The organism is Pseudomonas sp. IAC-BECa141 (genome assembly GCF_020544405.1).
Lineage (GTDB): Bacteria > Pseudomonadota > Gammaproteobacteria > Pseudomonadales > Pseudomonadaceae > Aquipseudomonas.
Genome location: NZ_CP065410.1, coordinates 2,449,144 through 2,473,172, shown reverse-complemented (window position 1 = coordinate 2,473,172; position 24,029 = coordinate 2,449,144). Strand labels below are relative to the sequence as shown.

Genomic DNA, 24,029 nt, shown 5'->3' with positions numbered 1-24,029 from the left:
CTCACACCCCCGACAGTTGCAGCGGCAGTTCCCGCAAACGCTGCCCGGTCAGGGCGAACACCGCGTTGGCCACCGCCGGCGCGGTCGGCGGCACACCGGCCTCGCCGATGCCGCCGGGTTTGTCGGTGCTCGGCACGATGTGCACCTCGACCACCGGCATTTCATTGAGCCGCAACACTTGATAGTCGTGATAGTTGGACTGCACGACCTGGCCGTCCTTGAGCGTCAGTTTGCTGTGCAGCGCCATGCCCAGGCCGAAGGTGATGCACGACTCCATCTGCGCCGCGATGCTCTGCGGGTTGACCGCGACTCCGCAGTCCACCGCGCAGACCACGCGATGCACGCGGATCGCCAGATTGTCCTGGGACACCTCGGCGACTTGCGCCACATAGCTGCCGAACGACTCATGCACCGCCACGCCCAGCGCATGACCGTCCGGCAGCGGCGCTTTCCAGTTGGCCTTCTCCACCGCCAGGTTCAGCACGCCGAGATGCCGGGCGTGGTCCTTGAGCAGCGTTCGTCGGTACTCCACCGGATCCTTGCCCGCCGCCGTGGCCATTTCATCGATCAGCGATTCCACGACAAACGCGGTGTGGCTGTGGCCCACCGAACGCAGCCACAGCACGTTGATCCCGGTGGTCGGCGAATGCAGATCGACCTGATGATGGGCCAGGCCCTTGATGTACGGGCTGTCCGAAACGCCTTCGACCGACGTCTGGTCGACGCCATTCTTGACCATGGTTTTCTCGAGCATGGTGCCGGCCATGATCGACTGCCCGACCAGCACATGCTGCCAGGCCAGCGGCATGCCGTCGGGGCCGAGGCCGATCTTCGCCTGATGCAGGAACATCGAGCGGTAATAACCGCCACGAATATCATCCTCACGCGACCACACGGTTTTCACCGGCATCGCGGCAGCCTTGGCCACTTGCACCGCTTCGGCGACAAAGTCCGAGGTCGGGTTGGCCCGGCGACCGAAACCGCCACCGAGGAACTCGGTGTGGATCTCGACCTGCTCCGGTTTAAGCCCGGTAATTTTGCCGGCGACCATCTGATCCAGCGTCTGGAACTGGGTGCCGGTCCAGATCTCGCACTTGTCGGCACTGATCTTCACCGTGCAGTTCAGCGGTTCCATCGGTGCATGGGCCAGGTACGGCACGCTGTATTCGACGTCGATTTTCTTCGCAGCCTTGCCGAAGTTGCCCTTGGCATCGCCAGCCTGCGCCGCCGAGGTGCCCGGCGTGGCCGCCAGTTTGCGGAAACTCGCCAACAGCTTTTCACTGCTCAGGTCAGCGTCAGGCCCAAGGTCCCAATCGACCTTTAGCGCATCGCGCCCGAGTTTCGCCGCCCAGTAATGCTCGGCGACTACCGCCACGCCGGTCGGCACCTGCACCACTTTATGCACGCCGGGGATCGCCAGCGCCCCAGCGCCTTCAAAGGATTTCACCGTGGCGCCAAACGCCGGGGCACGCGCGACCATCGCCGTCATCAATCCCTCAAACTGCACGTCCATGCCGAACTTCGCGCGGCCAGTGATTTTCTCCGGGGTGTCGAGGCGTTTGGTGGGTTTGCCGATGACCTTCCAGTCCTTGGCTTCCTTGAACGTGATCGACTTCGGATCCGGCACCGGCAGTTGCCCGGCGGCGTCCGCCAGTTCGCCGTAGGTGGCGCGGTTGTCACCGGCAATCACCACGCCGGACTCGGTGCGGATCGTCGAGGGTGCCACGTTGAAACGCTTGGCCGCGGCCTCGATCAACATCTGCCGCGCCGTAGCGCCCGCGAGTCGGTAGCGGTCGAACTCCATCCAGGTCGAGGTCGACCCACCGGTGATCTGCATCCCGCCAAACGCGGGCATGCCGTAATCGGCTGCCGACGCCGGAGAGTGCTCGACACGAATCTTCGACCAATCGGCGTCCAGTTCTTCGGCGATCAACATGGTCAGGCCGGTCCAGATACCCTGCCCCATTTCCGAATGGCCGAGCAGCACCGTGACGCTGTTGTCCGGGGCAATCCGCAGGAATGCGTTCGGCGCAAAGGCCTCGCCTTCATTTTCCGCTGCCGTGGCAAAGCGGTTGCCGCCGGGCACCACGAACGCCACCACCAGACCACCGCCAAGCACGGCGCTGCCCTTGAGAAATCCGCGACGGGATACAGGACTGTTCATCACTCACTTCCCCTCGCTCAACCAATGTCGGCGGCGCGTTTGACCGCCGCACGGATTCTTGGATACGTGCCGCAGCGGCAGATGTTGCCGGAGAGCGCCTGATCGATATCGCTGTCGGTGGGTTTGGGGATTTTCGCCAGCAACGCGGCGGCGGACATGATCTGCCCGGACTGGCAATAGCCGCACTGCACCACGTCCAGCTCGGCCCAGGCCTGCTGCACCGGGTGCGAACCGTCACTGGACAAACCTTCGATGGTGAGGATTTTCTGGCCGTGGGCCACGGCGGTGGCCGGCGTGATGCACGAGCGCAGCGGTGCGCCATCGACATGCACGGTGCAAGCACCGCACTGGGCCATGCCGCAACCGAATTTGGTACCGGTCAGGTGCGCGACATCGCGCAGAACCCAGAGCAACGGCATGTCCGCAGGGACATCGAGCTCCTGATCCTTGCCATTGATGTTCAAGGTCAGCATCGGGGATTTCCTCAGACTCACGGTGTTCTGAAGGGCGCGGCTACAGCTTTCGATGGCTGCGCGCGCCTCGGCTTATCCCTTTCAGCTAAGCGCATTTTGACTCGACGACCAGTTGCCGCGACCACCGGTCATGGATCTACAGCATCGCGGCAACACGTTGCGCCGTAGCCTTGGCCGATTGCGGGTTCTGCCCGGTTACCAGTTTGCCGTCGGTCACCACATTCGACGTGAACGGCAGAAACGCCTTTTCGTAGCGTGCCCCGCGATCTTTCATCTGTTGTTCCGAGTCGTACGGTACTTTTTTCGCGACACCAGCCAACACTTCTTCCATCCACGAGTAACCGGTGACCTTGCGCCCCGCCACCAGCAGGCTGCCGTCCGATAGTCGCGTGTTGAGCAACCCGCAATAACCATGGCAGACCGACGAAACGATCCCGCCGCGCTCGAAGATCTCCCGGGTCAGCCGTTGCAGACCGGGGTCATCGGGAAAGTCCCACATCACCGCATGGCCACCGGTGAAGTAGATGGCGTCGAAATCCGCGCTGTCGATCTGTTCCGGGCTGGCGGTATTCGCCAGTAGCGCCATGCTGGCGGGGTCGTTCAGCCAGGCCTTCGCCGAGCGGTCGAGCATCGGCCACTTCAGCGCCCGTGGCTCCAACGGACTTTGCCCGCCCTTGGGGCTGACCAGTTGCTGCTCAAAGCCTTTTTCCGCGAACACCTGCCAGGCATGGGTCAACTCCCCCAACCACAGCCCGGTGGGTTCGGTCGGATCGGCATAGTGAGCGACATTGGTCACGACATGCAGGATACGGTGGGTCATTTGGCAGCCTCTCTCTGGGTAACACCGGCCTGACCGAACGCCGTCAGCGGCACCGGCAGGTTCAGCACGATCTGCGCGTCCTTGATCACGTCCAGCCGCAGGATCCGCGTAGCCCCGAGGCCATCGAGCAACTGGCTCAGCGGGCCGCCGTTGCGATCCAGCTGCACATCGCGGGGAAACAGGCGTTGGGCAAAGGATAGTGTGTTGCTCTGCACCACGCTCTGGTGCCACAGGCCATCGACCTGATGAATCATGGTGGCGGTGCTCATGCGCGATTGCGGCGTGACGTTTTTCAGGGTTGGCAGCGGCGCTTTCAGCACCAGGTCCGGCAAGCCCTTGGGCCCGTCGATGTGGGCACTGACGCTGGTGCCGATGTTCACGTTGATGTCGGCGCGCCACTTGGGCAATTGATAGCCGTGCACGCCGCGCACCCGGGCGATTTCGGTGTTCACCGGCAGCGCCAGCACATGGGCGGTGAAACTGCGTCGGCGCATGGCGTCCATCAGTTCCCGCGCATGGGAGCCGCGGGCGCCGGGGCGACGCACGACAATCGCCACGGAGACTTCGTCGTACGGGTCGTTGTCGCAAACCGAATAGGAGAAAAACGTCAGCGCCACCAGTCCGTAACCGGGAAACGCCCGCAGCGGTTCAAGCGGCGCAGGCAAGGTGGCGCGCAGACGGTCCAGCGGCGCCAGGAACAGCAACTGCACGCTGCCGGAACGGTAATAGAAGTTCGGCGCCCAGGTCGGCCCGACTCTCGACGCGACCTGTAGCTTGGGAATGCGCCGGAAGAAGTCGATGTTGCCGGCTGCATTGTCCCGGGCCACTTCGTCGAGGTTGGGGTTCATCCGGAATCGGTCGTAGTAGCCGCCCTCCAGCACTTCAACCTTGTGCGTTCCGAATTCCACCTCTGTAAAGCGCTTGTTCATGTTCGCTGACCCTCTCGCTGATTGACCCGGCGAATGGCCGGTGAGCAAGAACTCTAAGGTTCAACCAAACTTTAAGGTCAAGCGCACAACGCCTATGACCCACCATTCACTCCAGCAATGACCGTTCGGAACTTGCTTGACCTTGAAGTGCACTTCAATCCTAGAGTTGATAACGCTTGTCATCACTCCCTTCGGGGTCACGTTCCGCATTTCCAGGAGTCGCAAACATGGGATTTGTCACAACGAAAGACGGCGTCGAAATCTTCTACAAGGACTGGGGCCCGAAAGACGCTCCGGTAATCCACTTCCACCACGGCTGGCCGCTGAGCGCGGATGACTGGGATGCGCAGATGCTGTTCTTCCTTGCTCAGGGCTTCCGGGTCGTGGCCCATGATCGACGGGGCCACGGGCGTTCGAGCCAGGTCTGGGACGGCCACGACATGGATCATTACGCCGACGACGTGGCGGCGGTGGTCAACCATCTGGGGACGCAGAAAGCCGTGCACGTCGGCCACTCCACCGGTGGTGGCGAAGTCATTCATTACATCGCCCGGCATGGCGAGGATCGGGTATCCAAAGCCGCGATCATCAGCGCAGTGCCGCCGCTGATGGTGAAAACCGAAAGCAATCCCGGCGGCTTGCCGAAGTCGGTATTCGACGATCTTCAGGCGCAACTGGCAGCCAATCGCTCGCAGTTCTACCACGACGTGCCGGCCGGCCCGTTCTATGGCTACAACCGGCCCGGGGCCAAGGCTTCGGAAGCGGTGGTTCTCAACTGGTGGCGTCAGGGCATGATGGGCGGCGCCAAGGCTCACTACGACGGTATCGTCGCGTTCTCGCAGACCGACTTCACCGAAGACCTGAAAGGCATCTCGATCCCGGTGCTGGTGATGCACGGCGATGACGACCAGATCGTGCCGTACGAAAACGCCGGCGTACTCTCGGCGAAGCTGCTGAAGAACAGCACGCTGAAGATCTACCCGGGCTTCCCCCACGGCATGCCGACCACCGAGGCGCCGACGATCAACGCGGATTTGCTGGCCTTTATTCGCGGCTGATTTTATTGGCCGGGGTCAGGCGCCCAGCCTGACCCCGCTTACTCTTCGGTTCGCCCCGTTCCCTCGCGATCACGCGCGTAGTGTCTGGCCAATGGAAACGCCGGCAGCCACGACTCGCGACGCACCGTCCACAGCTCATAGGCAGGCTGGAATTGATCCGGCGCATCCAGCACACCCAGATTGACCTCGACTTCATCGCCACTGCGGCCGAACACCGAGGAGCCACAGCGCGGACAGAAATGTCGCCCCGCAAAGTCACGGGTTTCGCCGCTGATCGCCACCGCGTCCTCGGGAAAGATCGCCGACACGGCAAACAGCGCGCCATGGTGTTTGCGGCAATCCAGACAATGACAAACGCCAACCCTGTAGGGGCGCCCCGATGCCTCGATCCGCACTTCGCCGCACAGACAACCGCCGGTCACTCGGTCCATGGGACACCTCGTCTGAAAATGGAATATCCGGTGAGTGAAAATAGCAGCCCAATGGGGGAACGCTTACAATCGTGGCCCATTAATACTACTCAGGCAGACCTGTTCTTTCATGGCGCTCGATCCTCTCACGATGCTCACCATTTCCACCGCCCTGGCCGCGGCGGCCGCCCTGTATCTGGCGGTCGAATGGCGCAGCATCCGCGAACCCTCCCTGCTGTTCTGGAGCGCCGGTTTCGCCACCATCACCGTCGGTTCGAGCCTGGCCCTGTTGCGCGCCAACGGTTATCCGCTGATCGGCATCTGGTTCGCCAACGGCTTGCTGGTGGTCGCGCACTGGCTGTTTCTGCTGGGGGTCGCGCGGTTTACCCAGCGCCGGTTGTCGCGAGCCTGGTACTTGATGTTCCTGCTGTGGCTGGCGTTGCTGCTGTTACCTGAAAGTCCATCGTGGTCAAAGATCATGCTGATGGCCAACTCGCTGCTGGTGGCCGCGTTGATGCTGCGGGCCAGCCTGTTACTGCGCCCGCATGGCAGTTCGCTGAGCGTCGGCGCGGTGCAATTGCGTTATGTGCTGCTGATCCACGGCACGTTTTATTTCACCAAGGCGATCATCGCGGTGATTCCCGGCACGCTGATCGATCTGGCGTCGCTGCGCGGCGAGATCATTCAGATTTCCCTGGTCGAGGGCGCAATGGCGATCATGCTGATCGCGCTGTCGATGACCGGCACCGAGCGCTATCGTCGGGAAAAACAGATCGCCGAACTGGCCGCCCGGGATCCGCTGACCGCGCTGTACAACCGTCGCGCCCTGGAAGTCCGTGCACCGCGCCTGCTCGATGAAGTCTCCAACGCCCGCCCCGGCGCCCTGCTGCTGATCGACATCGACAACTTCAAACTGATCAACGACCTGTATGGCCATACCGCCGGCGACCGGTTGCTCATTGCCCTCAGCGAAATGATCCGCGCGGTGCTGCCCAAAGGCGCGCTGGCGGCACGGCTGGGCGGTGACGAATTCGTGATGCTGCTGGGCGATGTATCCCACGCACAGATCATGCTGCTGGACAGTGCGCTGCGTGAGCAGTTTCAGCAGATGACGACCCAGACCTACACCACCCCGCAGGCCGTCACCCTGAGCATCGGCGCCAAGGTGTTCAATCAGCCGCCGGCCAGCCTCGCAGCGTTGATCGAGCAAGGTGACAGCGCGCTCTACGAATCCAAGCGCGCCGGGCGCAACCGCATTCAACTGGTTGACTACACCTGACCTATCCTTGCCTGCATCCCGCGATCCCGGAGTTTGTCATGTCCTCGCCTGAATCCACCCTCCTCCAGAGCTGGCACCACAACGCCCGGGCCTGGACCGAAGCCGTGCGCAGCGGCGCCATCGAGAGTCGCCGGCAAGTGACCGATCAGGCCATTCTGCTGGCGGTGATGGGACGCCAGCCCGAGCGCGTGCTCGATCTGGGATGCGGCGAAGGCTGGCTGTTGCGGGCGCTGGTCGAGCGAGGATTAGAGGCGGTCGGCGTGGACGGTGATGCGACACTGGTCGAGGCTGCGCAGTTGGCCGGTTCATCACCCGTGCATGTCGCCAGTTACGAAGATCTGGTTGAGGCGAAAGTCGAGATTGGCCGCGACTACGACCTGATCTGCGCCAACTTTTCCCTGCTGCATCAGGACATCATCCCGCTGCTCGCGGCGATGAATGGCCTGCTCGCGCCGGGCGGTGCGCTGGTGATCCAGACGCTGCATCCATGGGCGGTGGCCGCCGGTGATTATCAGGATGGCTGGCGGGAAGAAACCTTCGACGGGTTTCAGGGCGAGTGGTCGCCGATGCCGTGGTATTTCCGCACCTTGTCCAGTTGGCTGAATGCGCTGGACATGGCCGGCCTGCAATTGACCGACCTGCGCGAGCCGCAGCATCCGCAAAGCCCGGTGCCGCAGTCATTGCTGATGATTGCCGAGCGTCGCGGGTAAAACGCTAGAGCCTTGGCTAGAGCAGGATCCCGGTGTAATGCCGTAAAAACAGCCCGAACCCCGCGCCCCAGAGCACCACGGACAAGCCGAGGCCAAGGCTGGAAAACGGCACCACCAACACCCGGCAACCCGCCGCGATCAACACCAGTGCAAACCCAAGCACCACGCCCGAGCAGCCAGACCGACACCAACGCGATCAATGCCCCGCCGCGTACGCCGGGAATGCCGGTCCAGTTGGGCACCGCAGTCAACAGGAATCCGCCAACAATCGCCGCCGCAAAACCAAACGGCATTTCATGCCGATGCCAGGCGAGCATGCCGCCCGTCGGTTGCAGATCGAACCAATGGCCGTAAAGCCACAGACCCCAGATCAGCACCGTCAGAGCGGCGAATCCGGTCCCGGCCAGAAACAGCGGCCGAAAGCCAAGGCTGAACACTGGCACCGCCGCGAGTCTGCGCATCTCAGGCCACCGCCAGTGCGGGTGACTGGCCCAACCGATACTGCGACAGCAGGCGCATCACATAGCCAATCTTGATCAACGTCGGGCCGACGATGGTCATCGCATGCATCGCCACCAGCAACGCAATGGGCATGTGGCCCTGATACAGATAAGCGCCGTAGATTCCCGCCAGCAACATGACCAGACCGGCGACGAGCACTTTGCTCGACAGGTGCAGAACGTTCAGCGGATTCTCGAAGAAAGCGAACATGTTGTCGTACTCCTGAGCGGATCGGTTTGTACTCAAGACACTTCAACTTGCGTGCCAGATTATTCGCCCAGCAATATCAGTCAGTTGCGCAAACACGAGTCAATTTGACACAGACGAAAACAGTCGTTTTGACAAACAACAAGGTCAATACGACTACATCCCGTCCTCCTTGCATCCAACCATCGATCCGGGGCACAGCCAGCCGAGCACAGACTGGCTACGCTATTAATCCAGCGTGTCCAACCTGCCGAGGAAGACTGCCATGCAACGCTTTCAAAAACTCACACCCTGCCTGTGGTTCGACGATCAGGCCGAAGCGGCGGCGAAGTTTTACTGCTCGATCTTCGACCACTCGAAAATCACCACCGTCACCCACTACGGCAAGGCCGGCCAGGAGTTTCACGGCCGCCCGGAAGGCTCGGTGATGACCGTCAGTTTCGAACTCGACGGCCAGACCTTCACCGGGCTCAATGGCGGGCCGATGTTCAAGTTCAATGAAGCGATTTCGTTTCAAGTCAATTGCCAGTCCCAGGAAGAGGTCGACCACTTCTGGGGCAACCTCAGCGCCGGCGGGCCGGTGGAAGCGCAACAGTGCGGCTGGCTCAAGGACAAGTTCGGCGTGTCGTGGCAGATCGTGCCGGTAGCGTTGACGCACATGATGACCGATCCCGATCAGACCAAGGCGCAACGGGCGATGCAGGCCATGCTCGGAATGAAAAAACTCGACATCGCCGAACTGGAGCGAGCCTTCGCCGGCCAGAGCTAATACACTCGGGCACTGGTCTGCCGAGAATCCCAACAATGAAAGCTGCCACCAAGAACCCCGAACAAGCCCCGCGCTTCTGGCGCGACGACGCCCTGCCCTTTATCGAAGCGCGGGCCATCGCCGACGGGCGTGAGGTCTGCTATTCACGGCACTCCCACGCGCACTTTTCCATCGGCGCGATCACCGCCGGGCGCAGCACTTACGTGCATGAGCAATCCTCGTTCGAAGTGACGGCCGGCACCGTGGTGCTGATGAATCCCGGGGACGTGCACGCCTGCAACCCGATCGACGATCAGCCGTGGTCGTATTTGATGTTGTATGTGGAAACACCGTGGCTGACGGATCTGCAGCATCAGTTGGGGTTCAGTGCGGAGCTTGAGTTTCGGCGGTTTTCCGATACCCATTTGAATGACGCCCGCCTGTTTCGCGACTTGAACGGGTTGTACGCCGTGTTGGTCGACGAACAGCAAGACGTACTGCGCAAACAGAGTGCAGCGGTGGAGTTTTTCAGCGACCTGCAACTGTGTCTGAACCCTATCGAGCCACCGTTGCGAGAACCGAATTTCAAACTTGAACGCGCCGCCGACTTCATCCGCCAGCACTGCACCGATCTGCTCAGCCTTGACGACATTTGCGTCGCCGCAGAACTCTCACCGTCCTATCTGATCCGCGCCTTCAAACAGCACTTCGGCATGACGCCCCATGCGTTTTTGGTCAACCAGCGCATTCAGTTTGCGCGTGAGTGTCTGCGTCGCGGGCAGTTGATTGCGGATGTGGCGCTGGAGGCCGGGTTTGCCGATCAGGCGCACTTTCAACGGGCGTTCAAACAGCATCTGGCGGCGACGCCGGGGCAGTATCGGGGATAACAACAAAACGGCCCGCGATGGGCCGTTTCGGTTTCAGCACTCAGACACGCGGCTCAGCCGCCACATCCAGATTATCCAGCACCCGATTCACCGCCAGTTCCGCCAGCATGATCAGCTGCCCGATGCCCAACAGCACATGCCGCTGCGGCGCCTCGATCATCCCCGCGAAATCGCTGGCCATGGTTTTGGCCGAGGTCAGGGTTTCGCAGGCATCGGCCAGCAGTTCTTCGCTCGGGATGCCGGGGGCGATGAGGTAGCGAGTATTGGGTTTGAGGAGTGGTTTTCGGGGGAGCAGCGGATTGAGGTAATGATCGAGGGCGCGCTCGGCGGCTTCGTGGAATTTCTTGGAGTCGAGGGTTTCGTAGGGCGAGGTCGGGTCGGTTTCAGGCGGGTTTGGCGTTGGTTTGATCATGGTAAAACTCCTTGATTAATGGAGCTGCCAGGGTTCGCTGCGAAACGAAGAAAGGTGGCAGCTGTACGCGGGTTCGCAGACCGGGAATCAAGGAACCCGGCATACCCGAAGGTATCCCGCGCACAACCGCCATTACGCGATCAGCCAAATCAAGCTGAACGGAAACGGCGCGCTGGGCGCCTTGATTGATCCGGGCTGCGAAACCCGATCGCTGATTCGTCAGCGACCGACCCACAATAGAACCCGACCCCAAGGCCCACAAGCCGGCGGATTCTGGCGGATGCGTAGGCAAAGGCGCAAGGTTGCGTGGCTTTACGGACATAAACTTAAACACTCTTCAACGAGGGTTTCCGAAGGCCCGGAAACGACAAAACCCGCGCTCCCCGTTGCAAGGAGCTGCGGGTTTACATAGTGGGACTGGTAAATAAATGCGTCCCCTTTTTCCTCCTTTTTCTCTCCTTTTTCTCTACTCAACTGTTTTGCCCAGCTGCCTTCCTGACTCTACACACCCGGAAAAATATACATATTTATCGCCCCCAACATCCCAGGCCTTTTAAATCAACCTTCCCCTCCAATCCGGACACCGTAAAGAAATACCTGGAACAGCAATCCCCACTAACTTTACGTTTTGTCGCCGTACTCTAAAAAGCCACTTTCACAAACACGACAATCAGAAAACGATCATCTATTTCTGTTTATTTCACTATTAGAGAATGGATTCCGAATCATGAAACCAACAGACAACTACGCTTACGATTCCACAGACTCACTTCAGAAAAAAAACGTAACCCAGACCATTACAAACTTTATCAGCGATGAATACGCCGCTGAACGCCTCGACTGGAAATGCAACGAAATCCTGGTTACGTGTATAGAAAACAGCGCACTCGACCGAGTTCATCGCAACGGTAAAGTGTCGCTTTCCATACTTCTGCGCCACGAGGATTTTCACTTTGTCCGCGCTCGGCGCCAGATTCCGGACAACGCGGTTTTTCTGCTGGATAAGCATGGGCGACTCTACTTCAGTTACCGAAACATGGTCGCCAGCAACAACCGGCCCGCGACCGTCTTTGTTTTTCCCCGTGATATCACCGCGGATGTCGCAGGGCTGGCGAGCTTTGACGACAGCCTCGAACTTCTGGCCAAGGTCGCGGAACTCACTGGCGGGTGGATCATTACGGGAAACGAAGTCACGGTCGGCCAGTGGCTGCAATTCAACGGGCTGCAAGTGCCGGATACCGAACAAGACACCCGCAACTTGCTCGATCTGTTGAACTTCTCGACATTGGCTGAGCCTCCGAAGTTCGGAAACTATTGGCAACTTCTGGACGCGCCCGACGAGTCGCCGTTCAAACTTGTGGGAAACAAGCGGGTCATGATTCTTGATCTGACACAAAGTTGCAGGCAGGGTTTTGAAGCCATCATCAATGGCCTCGGCAGACGTGTGCTGATTGAAAGCGTACCGGGCGACGGCGCTACAACCAGCACGGACTATCGCCTGCAGCAAGTGCTCGAAAGTGCGGCGTCCCGGCACGGGCAATATTACTTGTCGAAATTGGGCTGGCTTGATGAACCAGCAGCAACAAACCAAACGACTGAGCTGGCAGAACAACTGGCGGCTGCCGTGATCTTGCTGGACCTCGACCCGGGGCTCAATATCGCCAATACCCACTTCGCCGGCTTCGATCTGTATTCAAAAAGCTACTTCAAACAGCACCCCTCCCGGATTCGGGTCGACCTGGAAGCGCATCTGATCAAGAACCTGCACGTCGCCCCCCCACTCGCGCCGCTGGTGGCACAAATGATTTTGGCAGGCATGGCCCCCGAGTACCTTTTTCCAGACTGGCCGCCCAGCCTGCAGATGGGGACACCGGCCTGCGTGATCGCTACGCAGGCTATACATCTGGTTGAAGCGCTGGTTCCCGGCGCCAGCCGCAAAATGACCTATCAACATTTGATGGGGTTCAGCCAGTCGACTAAATCACTCGCGCCACTGGCGTCATTGCAGGCCGAGGGATCGGTGGACCCGGTGGTGACCTGGGCCTGGATGAACGGCCTCATCACACGCGATGCGCAAGGCAATCTCAAGCCCGATGACATCGAGCACGCCATACGCGAGTACGACCAGTACGTCGCCATAATGCTGGAAGCCACCGAACGTTTTTCCAGGCCATTTCCTGATCGCAGACAGCTCGCACTGCAAGAACTCAAGTCCCGGGAACCGGAATGCGACCCCGATGAACTGCTGGTCAAACACCGTGGCAGTGGCGGTGGCGCCGGTCGCAAAGTGTCGGTGCTGGATCTCTACATGAGTGACGAACTGCACACCCGGGACTGGGATCGCATCAGAGGCACCAGTATCTACAAATCCTTTGCGAGGCTGCCCGATCTGTTTCCCGTTGCCGAGCTTTACGAAACGGCGACCGCCAGTCATTTCGACGCCGTCCTCGAAGGTCTGACGCGCAACATCCAGATCGCCATTTCACAGCTGTTTCCGGAAGATGCAGCGTCTATTGAAGATGGAGCGATCGGTATCTATTGCGTTCAGCAGATGAACTACAAACCGGCGAGAGTCACCGGTCGTTATGGCTTCAGCCCTGCCACTTACATCCCGGGAGAAACCGGCCGTTATGGCGTCATTCTCTGTGTACAGCATGGCTACGCCATCAAGTGTTTTGAGCTGTTTCCTCTGCGGATGGAGTGTCGGCACAACCCTGATCTGGAAACACTCTTCAATCCGCTGGTTTCCGGAAGCGTCTTCCAGCTCGACACTCGATTCACCGATCAGAAGCAACTCGAAAGAGCCCCCGTTGATCTACAGGCCTACCTGCAAAACGTCACCCCCAGGGCCAACGTCAAATCCAGAATCCAGGTGCGCAAGATTGGTGCGTTTGAAGCCCCCGACCCGTATAAAAACCGGGACGATCAAACACCCCTGTACCGATCCGCACGCGTGAAAGACCTGGGTTCACTGATCGCCAGAAAAAATCCGTATATCACCGAGCAGGAAATCCACCAACTGGGTCTGCAACAAACGGTACGGGAGAAGGCGATCGAGAAGACCGAGGCCATCTTCAACATGATTCTTAACCTGATCATCCCCTTCAAGAGCTGCGTCGAAGGACTGACGTCAGGGGATCCGAAGAAACAGGGTGGTGCAATTTTCGACTGCATTGTCGATGCCGCCGTTCTCGCAATGACCCTCTTCGCTGCGCCAGCGGCAATCGCTGCCGCCGCCAGTAAAGCCGCGAGCATCGCCGGCAAACTACTGTCGGCTTCGCGGGTTCTGGCCAGCACGGCCCTCAGTCTGTTCAACCCGTTATCCGGTTTGCCGCAACTGCTTAAGGTCGGTGGCAAACTGCTCGGCCGAGGTGTTGCGAAATTGAGCGGAAGTGCCCGCTCACTTGCGCACCAGGCGAAACAGCAACTGAGATACCTGACCGGCGCCAACAGTTATGACCTGCTCAAAGTCATTGATCACAGCGGCTCGGCAGCGCACGCGCGGATGTCGCTGGACACGGTTTCTCATGCTCGGGCACTGCTCAAAAGCGATGCCATCGAAACGGTACAACACGTCGTTACGCGTTTGAGCGACAAGAATTTCAAGCTGCCCAAAGGGGCAACTGAAACAGAATGGCGCCACCTCGCGAACAACGCCGTGAAGGAATCCGCTTACCAGTCGAAACAGGCAGGCGATCTGGAGTCGCTGATCGGTCGAGGGGCTTTGGAAGAACTGACAGAAGCATTCATCAAGGGCCACCCCGTCCAGCTCAACGATGCGCGCAGCACGGTGCAGGGTTACACCGAAACACTGGCTGTCCTCTACGAACTCGAGAGCAGAAAAGCCCGATACATGAAGGGCTATCAGCAAGACATTCTGAAACTGGATCTGGGCAAATCGCCGTACAACGACGTGATGCCGGAAGCGAGCTTCAATCCCCTTGGCTATACCGATCCTTCACAACGAGCCACCGCGTGGATGTTGAACGGCTCGAGCTCCAGTGGTAACGACTTCGACAATGTCCTTGGGGTATTGCGCGATTACACCGCGAACAAGGCCCCCCTGAACGACCCGAACGTGATCAGGGAGGTTCATCGAAAACTGGTACCGGAAGCTTTCGGCAAAGTGCGCGATGCCGGTGCCCCTACCAAATACGGCAGCAGCCCTACCGGATTCGCGCTGCTCGAACAACATCTGAAAACCCTGGACCCAAGCCATCCGCACTTTGATAAACAGGTATTGGGCGCGGTAGTCGGCTTTCAGGGCTTCGGTGACGGCAACGGTCGTACGGCCAGCGCGCTGTATTCGATCAGCCAACTGCGAAATAACCGATTTACGGCCATGCCGCCCCACGTTTTCCGGGAACTCAACGGCATTTTCTGACGATGCCTGATTGATCTGACTACAAGCTGATCCGTACTCCACTTGCCGGAGTACGGATCAGGGCAGCAGCAAATACCCCGCACTTACAGCCAACAGCAACGCCATCACCCGGTTGAACAAGCGCATCCCCGCCGGGTTGTGCAGATAGCCGCGCAAAAACGTCCCGGCGTACACCCAGCAACCCACCGACAGATAGCAGATCACCAGATACACCGCCGCAAACTGCCACACCAGCCGCGCCTCGCCATCGGCGACAAACGCGCCCATTCCCGCCACGCAGGCCAGCCAGGCCTTGGGATTGAGCCATTGCATCACTGCGCCGTAGAGCATCGACGGGGCCCTGCCCGATTCCCCGGCATTCAACTGCCCGTCATCGGTGGCCAGTTTCCACGCCATGAACAGCAGAAACGCCACCCCGGCCAGTTGCACCACGCGGGTCAGCGACGGCCACAGCGCAAGCACTTCATGCAGCCCAAGCCCCATCAATACCAGCAACAGCACAAACCCCAGCGTTGCCCCGGCCACATGCCGCTGGCTGGCGCGAAAGCCGAACTGCGCCCCCGAGCTCAACGCCACGATATTCACCGGCCCCGGAGTAATGGACGCGGCCAGGGCAAACGCCGCCATCGACACAATCAGACTCATCGCACACCTGCTTCAAATCGGGGAACAAGGCGCTCACGGTAGCCGGCGCACAGCAGGCGGTATTGAAGGAAATTACCCCCCGCTCGCGCAGACCCACTACGCTCTGGCTATGCGATTACTCACGACCTGGAAGTCTGTCCTCGATGATTCTGATTCTGTTGCCCTGCGCCGATTACGACCCCACCGAAAGCAGCGTGCCCTGGCAGGTGATGCGTGATGCAGGCATTGAGGTGCGTTTTGCCACGCCCCAAGGCTTGCCTGCCCACGCCGACCCACGGTTGGTGGATGTCGGCTTCGGCCCGTTGAGTTCGCTGCTGATGACGCGCAAGGCCGATCTGGACAGTTACGCAAAAATGATCGAATCCGAAGCGTTCAGGCAGCCGCTGGCGTATGCCGATGTCGACACGAGCCGGTTCGATGGTCTGCTGATTCCCGGCGGACATGCCAAAGGGATGCGCACACTGCTGGAATCCAAACAGGCCCAGCAAATCACACTGCAATTTTCCAAAGCCGAAAAACCCGTGGCGGCGGTGTGTCATGGCGTGCTGTTGCTGGCGCGCACGCTCGACCCCGATACCGGACGTTCGGTGCTGTTCGGGCGCAAGGTGACGGCATTGCTCGCGGCAACCATGGAGTTGCCGGCGTGGCTGATGACCGCTGCCTGGCTGGGGCGCTACTACCGCACCTACAAGCAGACCGTCGAAGCGGAAGTGAAAACCGCGCTGGCCAGCAAATCCGACTTTATACGCGGGCCGCGGGTCGCCAAACGAGATTGCGCGCAGGCACCACAAACGGGATTTGTGGTGCGCGACGGGCAACTGCTGACGGCGCGCTGGCCCGGCGATTGCCATCGATTCGCCGCCGAGTGGGTGGCCCTGTTGCAGGCCCCCAAACGCCGATCCGCTTGATTAGTCCAGACGCGGCACAGTGAAACGGAACTCACTGCCCTGCCCCGGCTCGCTCTCGGCAACGATCTGCCCGCCATGGGCCTCGACGATGCCCTGCGTGATGTACAGCCCCAGTCCGGTGCCGGTCGGATTGCCTTCCTTTACCGTCCAGTAACGGTCGAACACGTGCGGCAAGTGATCCTTGGGAATGCCTTCGCCGCTGTCGCGTACCGTGAAGACGATGTCGTCGCCGACCGATTTGGCATACACATCGACAGTGCCCAGGCGCGGGGTGAATTTGATCGCGTTGCCGACCAGATTCGACAACACCTGAAACAGCCGCTCGGGGTCGGCATGAATGCTCAGGTCGGGATCAGCCTCGAACGAGATGCTGATGTCTTTGTCCAGCGCCAGCGGCGCAAGCAGTGATTGAGCCTCTTCAAACATCTGCGCGACATCGAGTTTCTGCGGCGCGATGGTGTAGCGCCCGGCGTCGATTTTCGAGGTGTCGAGCAAGTCTTCCAGCAGCGTGTTCATACGCCCGGCGGCTTGCTGCATGGTGTCGATCGCGGTCGAGATGCGCCGCGAAGTGTGCGGCCCGTCGGAGCTGAAGGCCTTTTGCATCATGCCGCACAGCATCGAAATGACCGTCATCGGGTTGCGCAGATCGTGGGACACCACCGCCACCAGCTCGTCGCGCGCACGCACCGCCTCCTGCTCGCGGCACACCTGGCGGGCCAGGTCGTTTTCCAGTGCCGAGCGACGCAGGTCGTTGGCCGCAAACAAATCGCCATGGCTCCACTTGGTGGAGATTCCGGCCATCTCGACCTTCCAGATTTCGAACGAGGTACGCGGCCGCAGGCGCAGGCCGGCGTCGGAGTTTTCCAGGTCCAGCGGCTTGCGTGGATCACCGCTCCAGTTGATGTTCTCTTTGACTTCCGGACGGAACCACAGCACGCCGTTGTCCACCGGTTTGGGCAGGCTCATGGCCAGCACGCCGCTGGCGACCTGCTGATAGTGCGCGGCCGGCGGATAGACACTGGCCAGGTGATGACTGGCAAACACCGGCTCGCCGCGCTCCTGCAACCATTTGTGCAGCGCGCGAATCTCTTCCGGCTCCGGGCAATTGCCGTAACGGTGCAATTGCTTGTCTTCGATGATCGCGATGCCGCCGGCATTGGCCAGCGCCATCAGGACCTGCGGCTGGTTGGCCAGGCCATCGAAGACATTTTGTGGCGAGTCGATCATCGCCTGATTGAGCAGCGCCAGCGCTTCGACCTTTTCCTCGCGCTGCCGGCTGACTTCCAGCGCTTCCATCGCACTGATCTGCAACGACAGCACCTGACCGATGGTCTGGCACGCGGTGCGCAACTCGTGCGGCACATGCAGCGGCTGGCGATTGCCGCAACTGATCAGGCCCCAGAGCTTGTCGCCCTTGAGCAGGGAAATGCTCATCGACGACAGCACGCCCATGTTCTTCATGTACTGGCAGTGGATCGGCGACACGCTGCGCAAGGTGGCGAAGCTCAGGTCCAGCGGGGTCTGGGTGTCCGGGCGCAGCTTGGGGACCAGCGGCACGGGTTGGTAATCAGCGTTCGGGATGATCCGCAACCAGTTGGTGCGATACAGCTCCCGAGCCTGCTCGGGGATGTCCGAGGCCGGGAAGAACAACCCGTTGAAAACTTCCATCGACGGATCGGACGCTTCGGCGATGACCTGGCCGTGGCCCTCCTCTTCGAAGCGATAGATCAGCACCCGGTCGTAACCGGTCATGGCCTGGATTTCCTTGACGCTGATGTCGTACAGCGCCTGCAGGCTCTGGGCTTTTTGCAAACGTGCGAGCATCCGCCCCAGGTGGGTTTCAGTACCGGCGACGTTGCGCGGCTGGAAGTTTTCGACGTGGATTTCCAGCTCCAGGATCAGCACATCCTGATGCCGGTGAAGCAAACCTTCGAACGCCGTGCCATTAAGGCAAAAGTGCAGCGGCGGCGCATCGGCCCAGGCCGGTTGCTGCAACGCTTCGCGAACCTGCGCGGCGTGGGCATCACCGATCAGGCTTTGCAATGGCTGGCCGATCAGCTCTTGCGCCGGGCGCGCGAGCAAGGTCTCGACGTTGGCGCTGATCTGGATAATCGAAAGCTCCGGCTCGCTCAGGGTCAGCAGCAGACCGTGCGGCTGGATCGCGCCGGGAAAGCGGATCGGCTCGTCGGCGCAGTTGGCCAGCAACTCTTCAAAGGCTTCTTTGTCTTGCGGGGTCATACCAGAACCTCCTGGCTTTCGAGCCAGCGCTCGAAACAGCTGAATGTCGTGTGGGCAGCCGCTACAACGGCTTCACGCTCGTCGGCGTCCATCGGGCGGCTGCCCAGGTATTCGATGAAGTTGCGCCAGCGTCGGCCGGTGGCAGCGCCGTAGATATCCAGAAACGCCGCGCCGTTGTTCGCGCCCAGATTAAGCCGTGTGGCGATTTCCCGGCGCAGAATCTGACCGCCGAGCGTCGCGCCTTCCAGCACGTACAGCACGCCCAGGCAGGCGGCGGTGGAGTCGATGACGGGCAACTGGCGGCACAGCGAAAAGTCCCCGTCACTTGCGCCCAGCGCGTGCAGATCGCGTTTCAGCGTCGGCGTTTTGAGGCGCGAAACCAGATCGAAATCGGCGGGGAGTTGGCCACTGTCCTGCAATGCGCTTTCCAGTGGCTGGTAGAAGCCGTAATAGGCGCGCATCAGTCGCTCGAAAGCTTGCAGATCAAGGGTGTCGGAGAAAAAAGGAAGGCGTTTTTCCAGCGCAATGTGCAGTTCGGCCGTGCCAGCGCGCAGATCTTGCAACACCGGTGGCACATGAACCTCGCGAGCCTTTGCTTGCATGTAGTCGCTCGTACAGTGGGCCGCCTGCGGCCATGGGGGAATGGAAAAGCTTGGCGTGAAAGCTTACACGGCAATTGTCCTTTCTGACCCATCAGATGGTTTTTTCTGGCAGATTTATCACCCTGTAACGGTTTCAGAGTTGACGGTACGGTAGAAAGTTCGAATGGATTCACGCCCGTCCATCGCTGTACCGCGACTCTGCTGCCTGACTGTACGGTTCGGCCTCACTCGCGCACATGATAAAAATAGCGCTCCCGTCACCGGAGCCCGCCCCATGGATCTCGCCACCCTCTCCCTGTTTCTGCCCGCCTGTTTCGCCTTGAACATGGCGCCGGGGCCGAACAACCTGTTGTCGGTCAGCAACGCCACTCGCTACGGCTATCGTCGCGCCTGCGTTGCCGGTATCGGCCGGTTGCTGGCGTTCGCCGGGATGATCGCCCTCGCGGCGGCGGGGCTGGCGGTGGTGCTGCAAACGTCGGAACTGTTGTTCTACGGGATCAAGATTGTTGGCGCGGGGTATCTGCTGTATCTGGCGTGGCAGTTGTGGCGGGCCATGCCTGCCGCCGAAGACGCCATTGCGGCGCCGGCGAACGGGCTTCTGGCCCTGGCACGTCAGGAGTTTTTGGTGGCAGCGGGCAATCCCAAGGCAATCCTCATCTTCACCGCATTCCTGCCGCAATTCGTCGACCCGACCCGCGCCATCACTCCGCAGTTCACGCTGCTTGGCGTGCTGTTCCTGCTGCTGGAATGGATCGCCATCAGCGCCTACGCCTACATGGGCCTGCACATGCGCCGCTGGTTCGCCGAGCCGCGCGGCAAGCGGATTTTCAATCGCTGCTGCGCGGGGCTGTTGTCGGCGGCGGCTTCGGTGTTGCTGATGGCCAAACGGGCCTAAGCTTCGGACGGGCCTTTGAGTTCGACCTGATTGCCGTCCGGGTCGAAGCAGTACAGCGACAGGCCGTTGCCCTCGGCGCCAAAACGGGTGGCGGCCTTGTCGACGCTCAAGCCACAGGACTGCAGATGGCTGACCAGCGCCGCTTCATCGAACGGTTCGATGCGCAGGCAGAAATGATCGACATTGCGCCGTTCGCTGCCTGCAGCGGCGCCGCCCTTGCGGCCGATTTCGCCGTCGAGGTCGACCAGGTCGATCATCGACGTGCCGGCGCGCAAATGCACCAGACCGAACTTTTCGTTGCGCTTGACCACTTCGGCGCCGAAGACCCGGCCGTAGAAATCAATGCTGCGTTGCAGATCGGCAACGCGCAGCACGATGTGATCGATGTGTTGAATCGTGAACGGTGGCATACCTTCATTTCCCGAGTTGTAGCGACCCGATCACTGTAGTGCAGCGGCCCGAAAATTCACTGTCGTTTTTTCGGTGGAGCCATCGAATAACTGGTTTTATCCTCGGCCCATGAACATACAGACCGCTGCCCTGCCCCCTCACGCCGAAATGGTTCGCGCCATGCTCGCAAGCGACACTGCCTATGAAGGCGTGTTCTTCACGGCGGTGAAAACCACCGGGATTTTTTGCCGCCCTACCTGCACGGCGCGCAAGCCGAAACCGGAAAACGTCGAGTTCTTCGCCCACGCTGACGAATGCCTGTCCGCCGGATACCGCGCCTGTTTGCGCTGCAAACCGCTGGACGCTGCCGCCATCGCCCCGGACTGGGTACAACGGCTGTTGAAAGCCGTCGACGCCGATCCGGAACTGCGCTGGAGCGATGCGCAATTGCTTGCCGAGGGCATCGAACCGCTGAAGCTGCGGCGCTGGTTCAAGCAGCATTTCGGCATGACCTTCCATGCGTGGCTGCGCACCCGCCGGCTCGGTATGGCGTTGGGCGGGATCAGGCAAGGCACGTCCATCGACCACGCCGCGTTCGATTCCGGCTATGAATCCCTCAGCGGTTTTCGCGATGCGTTTCAGAAGTCGTTCCACATCACGCCGGGCCGTGCAGCGGCCAGCGAACCACTGCTGTTCACCCGTCTGACAACGCCGTTGGGCCCGATGATCGCCATGGCCGAGCGGCGTGGGCTGGTGTTGCTGGAGTTTCTCGACCGCCCGGCGCTGACGAGGGAAGTCGAGGAGTTGCAGAACCGCTACGGCTACGTGGTCGCACCGGGACACAACGCACATTTGCAGCAGATCGAAAACGAACTGGCGCTGTACTTCGCCGGCAAGCTGAACGAATTCAGCGTGCCCTTGCACCTGCCCGGCAGCGAGTTTGCCCGTCAGGTCTGGGCCCAACTGCGACTAATCCCCTACGGCCACACCAGTACCTACGGTGCCATCGCCGCCCGGCTGGGCAAGCCCGGCGCCAGTCGCGCCGTGGGCCTGGCCAACGGGCACAATCGGCTGTCGATCGTGGTGCCATGCCATCGGGTGATCGGTGCGGACGGCTCGCTGACCGGTTATGGTGGCGGGCAACCGCGCAAGGCGTTTCTGCTCCGGCTGGAAAATGCCGCCGTGCAACTGACGCAACCTTTGGCGTTCTGACACACCGACACTCACGCCTTCCCGGCTTTCAAATCAATGGATCACTGACGTTGCCGATACCCGATCCCTACCAACCGGCCAGCGCGTTTCTGGCCAGCCTCGACGCCGACTGGCAACGCCATATCGCTGCGGTCGGCCCATGTCTGCATCGGCCGCACCCGGCGCGTGATCCCTATGAATCGCTGGTACGGGCCATCGCCTATCAGCAACTGCACGCCAAGGCCGGGGATGCAATTGTCGGTCGGCTGGTGGGGTTGTTTCCCGAACAGACGTTTCCACGTCCCGAGCAGATTCTGGCGACAGACTTCGAACGGCTGCGCAGTTGCGGGTTTTCGGCGGGCAAGATTGCGACGATTCAGGGGATTGCTCAGGCGACCCTGGACGGCGTGGTGCCGGATTACGCCACGGCGCTGGTGATGGAGGATGAAGCGCTGATCGAGCGCTTGGTCAGCCTGCGCGGGGTTGGGCGCTGGACGGTAGAAATGCTGTTGATCTACAGCCTGGAGCGACCGGATATTCTGCCGGCCGATGACTTTGGCGTGCGCGAGGGCTATCGGCGATTGAAGGGGCTGGAGGTGCAGCCGACGCGCAAGCAGATGATCGAGATCGGGTTGGCGTGGCGCCCGTTTCGCACAGTGGCGGCCTGGTATTTGTGGCGGGTGCCAAAAGCGGTTTCAGCCTGACCCTCCCGCAATCTCGGGAAGGCTGGGCAAGCGTATTTCAGGTGCAATCCCCCGCCAGTTCTTACGGGAAAATCATTTTTATCTCCTTGTCCGAGTAGCTGTAGTTCCAACGCAACTCGGTTCCTGCCGGAATATCCTGTGAGGCAAACATCGCGTTCAGGACGTATGGCCGGTTGACCAGCCGGTCACCGATCAGAATGTCCGCTTCGACCTTGAAACCGACGGTCTGAACGTTGTAGCCGTCCGGCGATTGACGAACCGGCTTGCCCGAGGCGTCGTATTCAAAGTTCGTGTTGATTCGCGAAATGATGTTGTCGCCGATGACCACTACCGGCTCTTCAATGAACTTGCCCGGTCCGTAACGCAAGTACACGCCCGCCAGCATGGTGAATGTCTGCTCTTCGCGCCTTATCAGGCGCAGCGGGCTGAGTGTTCCGCCATAAAGGCCCAGCGCTTCGCCTTTGGCGATGCGCCGGTTGGCGACCACCATGTTTTGTCCGATGAGGGCTTTTTCGCCCGGAACCTTCACGTCGACCTCGGTAAAAATGCGCAGTTCGAGATTTTCTTCATAGAGCCTGGCCACGTTTTCATAGCCTTCAAACTGGATGTAAGGCTTGATCGGCCCCGAGCGAAATCGCTCACCCGTGGTCAGGGTGGCCAGGGTTTCCAGTTTGCGGATCCGCACCGGCCTGCCAAAGGTATCGCGCAACGGGTATTTACCATTGTTGGCGCGGTCGTAGGTACCGAGGCGATTTCCCCGCAACGAATAGCAAACCTCCTGGCGCATGGTGTCGAGTTCCTTTTCGGTGAAGGACTTGATCGGCATGGATTCCGAAGCCAGCTCGAACTCGTCATCGGAAGAGTCATGGCGCGGCCGTCCTTCATCGCCCTCCGGGCGAGAAACGTTTTCCAGCGTCGCGTCGGCATCAGTGCGCGGATCGGGGATGCGGTAGCGCTCCGTGGCAAACTCCTCAAGCGGGTGCCAGACCCGGCCGTCGCTGTCGCGCTCCAGAACCGGGCCGGAGGGGTGGGTTTCGCTGGGCAGTCTGGCCCGGAACAGACCGGTCTGCGGATCGGCGCCCACCTGGACAATGCCCTGTCCTGGCAATTCGGCAAACTGACGCCCCTTGAAAGACCTGAAGCCTTCGGCATCGATGTCGGTCAGCCGGCCTGCTGCCGGGACGTGATACGCGTCCAACGAACGTTGACCAAGCTCGGGGCCCGGGCCCGAATCGATGACTGGCATTGCATCGCGCAAGCTGACCGATGGCACCGGGCTGGCTCGCCCTCCACCACTGACATTCGGCGTGCTAACGACATCGGGGTGCACAGGCGGCGCGGGCGGGGTAACAGAGACCCCGGGCCTGATGGCCGGGCCCGGCGTAGCGGCATCGAGGGAAGGTTTCAGGTGTACATCACCCGGGCCGTTGCCCTTGGTTGGCGGTTTGATTGGCATGTTTTCTTCCTTGAATGA

At 60.6% G+C, this 24,029-nt stretch carries 23 protein-coding genes and 1 pseudogene; 10 read left to right on the top strand and 14 right to left on the bottom strand.

Annotation, left to right across the window (positions count from 1 at the left end; translation table 11 throughout):
* Position 1: 1 nt before the first annotated feature.
* The 4 genes from I5961_RS11270 to I5961_RS11255 form a co-directional block, all read right to left on the bottom strand.
* Positions 2-2,164 carry a xanthine dehydrogenase family protein molybdopterin-binding subunit gene (locus tag I5961_RS11270; protein WP_227235264.1) on the bottom strand — a complete coding sequence of 721 codons (2,163 nt, stop codon included), beginning with the start codon at positions 2,162-2,164 and terminating at the stop codon, positions 2-4.
* 17 nt (positions 2,165-2,181) lie between these two features.
* Entirely contained in the window at positions 2,182-2,637 is a 456-nt protein-coding gene (locus tag I5961_RS11265) for a (2Fe-2S)-binding protein (protein WP_007956954.1), read from the bottom strand.
* Between the two features lie 136 nt (positions 2,638-2,773).
* On the bottom strand, positions 2,774-3,457 hold the full coding sequence (locus tag I5961_RS11260) for a type 1 glutamine amidotransferase domain-containing protein (protein ID WP_085698831.1): 684 nt from the start codon (positions 3,455-3,457) through the stop codon (positions 2,774-2,776).
* Positions 3,454-4,386, bottom strand: a complete 933-nt coding sequence (locus tag I5961_RS11255; protein WP_085698829.1) for an acetoacetate decarboxylase — start codon at positions 4,384-4,386, stop codon at positions 3,454-3,456. Before I5961_RS11255 ends, I5961_RS11260 begins: the two co-directional genes overlap by 4 nt.
* 227 nt (positions 4,387-4,613) lie before the next feature.
* On the opposite strand from I5961_RS11255, the gene I5961_RS11250 reads away from it, so the two are divergent.
* Entirely contained in the window at positions 4,614-5,444 is an 831-nt protein-coding gene (locus tag I5961_RS11250) for an alpha/beta fold hydrolase (protein WP_085698827.1), read from the top strand.
* Between the two features lie 38 nt (positions 5,445-5,482).
* On the opposite strand, the gene I5961_RS11245 is transcribed toward I5961_RS11250, so the two are convergent.
* Positions 5,483-5,875, bottom strand: coding sequence for a GFA family protein (locus I5961_RS11245; RefSeq protein WP_227235262.1), 393 nt, complete (start codon positions 5,873-5,875; stop codon positions 5,483-5,485).
* Positions 5,876-5,984: 109 nt separating this feature from the next.
* Here I5961_RS11245 and I5961_RS11240 point away from each other — a divergent pair, with 109 nt between their 5' ends.
* Together I5961_RS11240 and I5961_RS11235 are read left to right on the top strand one after the other, a co-directional pair.
* Positions 5,985-7,133: a GGDEF domain-containing protein gene (locus I5961_RS11240; protein WP_227235261.1), complete on the top strand. Its 1,149-nt coding sequence runs from the start codon at positions 5,985-5,987 to the stop codon at positions 7,131-7,133.
* A gap of 38 nt (positions 7,134-7,171) precedes the next feature.
* Positions 7,172-7,843, top strand: a complete 672-nt coding sequence (locus I5961_RS11235) for a class I SAM-dependent methyltransferase (RefSeq protein WP_227235259.1) — start codon at positions 7,172-7,174, stop codon at positions 7,841-7,843.
* A 16-nt stretch (positions 7,844-7,859) separates the two neighbouring features.
* On the opposite strand, the gene I5961_RS11230 is transcribed toward I5961_RS11235, so the two are convergent.
* The 3 genes and pseudogenes from I5961_RS11230 to I5961_RS11220 form a co-directional block, all read right to left on the bottom strand.
* A complete protein-coding gene (locus I5961_RS11230) occupies positions 7,860-8,009 on the bottom strand; it encodes a hypothetical protein (protein ID WP_170929737.1) in 150 nt (49 codons plus the stop codon).
* A pseudogene (locus tag I5961_RS11225) lies at positions 7,999-8,304 on the bottom strand (NnrS family protein); the annotation flags it as partial. The pseudogene I5961_RS11225 and the gene I5961_RS11230, both read right to left, overlap by 11 nt.
* A 1-nt stretch (position 8,305) precedes the next feature.
* Entirely contained in the window at positions 8,306-8,554 is a 249-nt protein-coding gene (locus tag I5961_RS11220; RefSeq protein ID WP_085698819.1) for a transmembrane sensor/regulator PpyR, read from the bottom strand.
* 262 nt (positions 8,555-8,816) lie between these two features.
* Here I5961_RS11220 and I5961_RS11215 point away from each other — a divergent pair, with 262 nt between their 5' ends.
* Together I5961_RS11215 and I5961_RS11210 are read left to right on the top strand one after the other, a co-directional pair.
* A complete protein-coding gene (locus I5961_RS11215; protein ID WP_227235258.1) occupies positions 8,817-9,320 on the top strand; it encodes a VOC family protein in 504 nt (167 codons plus the stop codon).
* A gap of 35 nt (positions 9,321-9,355) precedes the next feature.
* A complete protein-coding gene (locus I5961_RS11210) occupies positions 9,356-10,186 on the top strand; it encodes an AraC family transcriptional regulator (protein ID WP_227235256.1) in 831 nt (276 codons plus the stop codon).
* A 40-nt stretch (positions 10,187-10,226) separates the two neighbouring features.
* Here I5961_RS11210 and I5961_RS11205 read toward each other — a convergent pair whose 3' ends face one another.
* Positions 10,227-10,598 (bottom strand): DUF6124 family protein, encoded by a 372-nt coding sequence (locus I5961_RS11205; protein WP_085698812.1) that lies wholly within the window; start codon positions 10,596-10,598, stop codon positions 10,227-10,229.
* 727 nt (positions 10,599-11,325) lie between these two features.
* Between I5961_RS11205 and I5961_RS11200 the strand changes: the two genes are divergently transcribed.
* On the top strand, positions 11,326-14,982 hold the full coding sequence (locus I5961_RS11200; RefSeq protein WP_227235255.1) for a hypothetical protein: 3,657 nt from the start codon (positions 11,326-11,328) through the stop codon (positions 14,980-14,982).
* A 57-nt stretch (positions 14,983-15,039) separates the two neighbouring features.
* On the opposite strand, the gene I5961_RS11195 is transcribed toward I5961_RS11200, so the two are convergent.
* Complete coding sequence (locus I5961_RS11195) at positions 15,040-15,627, bottom strand: LysE family translocator (protein WP_085704261.1); 588 nt, start codon at positions 15,625-15,627, stop codon at positions 15,040-15,042.
* Positions 15,628-15,770: 143 nt separating this feature from the next.
* On the opposite strand from I5961_RS11195, the gene I5961_RS11190 reads away from it, so the two are divergent.
* Complete coding sequence (locus tag I5961_RS11190) at positions 15,771-16,535, top strand: type 1 glutamine amidotransferase domain-containing protein (RefSeq protein WP_227235253.1); 765 nt, start codon at positions 15,771-15,773, stop codon at positions 16,533-16,535.
* Here the strand turns inward: I5961_RS11190 and I5961_RS11185 are convergent, their stop codons facing one another.
* Positions 16,536-18,773 carry an ATP-binding protein gene (locus tag I5961_RS11185; RefSeq protein WP_227235251.1) on the bottom strand — a complete coding sequence of 746 codons (2,238 nt, stop codon included), beginning with the start codon at positions 18,771-18,773 and terminating at the stop codon, positions 16,536-16,538. It abuts the gene before it with no gap.
* Positions 18,770-19,375: a biliverdin-producing heme oxygenase gene (locus I5961_RS11180; protein WP_085704257.1), complete on the bottom strand. Its 606-nt coding sequence runs from the start codon at positions 19,373-19,375 to the stop codon at positions 18,770-18,772. The genes I5961_RS11185 and I5961_RS11180 overlap by 4 nt, the downstream gene beginning before the upstream one ends.
* Positions 19,376-19,649: 274 nt before the next feature.
* Between I5961_RS11180 and I5961_RS11175 the strand changes: the two genes are divergently transcribed.
* Entirely contained in the window at positions 19,650-20,270 is a 621-nt protein-coding gene (locus I5961_RS11175) for a LysE family translocator (protein ID WP_085704256.1), read from the top strand.
* Here the strand turns inward: I5961_RS11175 and I5961_RS11170 are convergent.
* Entirely contained in the window at positions 20,267-20,680 is a 414-nt protein-coding gene (locus I5961_RS11170; protein WP_085704255.1) for a VOC family protein, read from the bottom strand. The genes I5961_RS11175 and I5961_RS11170 overlap by 4 nt on opposite strands.
* A 109-nt stretch (positions 20,681-20,789) precedes the next feature.
* Between I5961_RS11170 and I5961_RS11165 the strand changes: the two genes are divergently transcribed.
* Together I5961_RS11165 and I5961_RS11160 are read left to right on the top strand one after the other, a co-directional pair.
* Entirely contained in the window at positions 20,790-21,872 is a 1,083-nt protein-coding gene (locus I5961_RS11165) for a bifunctional transcriptional activator/DNA repair enzyme AdaA (protein WP_085704254.1), read from the top strand.
* 56 nt (positions 21,873-21,928) lie between these two features.
* Positions 21,929-22,555: a DNA-3-methyladenine glycosylase family protein gene (locus tag I5961_RS11160; protein WP_227235579.1), complete on the top strand. Its 627-nt coding sequence runs from the start codon at positions 21,929-21,931 to the stop codon at positions 22,553-22,555.
* Positions 22,556-22,616: 61 nt separating this feature from the next.
* Here I5961_RS11160 and I5961_RS11155 read toward each other — a convergent pair whose 3' ends face one another.
* Complete coding sequence (locus I5961_RS11155) at positions 22,617-24,011, bottom strand: hypothetical protein (RefSeq protein WP_227235249.1); 1,395 nt, start codon at positions 24,009-24,011, stop codon at positions 22,617-22,619.
* Between the last annotated feature and the right edge of the window lie 18 nt (positions 24,012-24,029).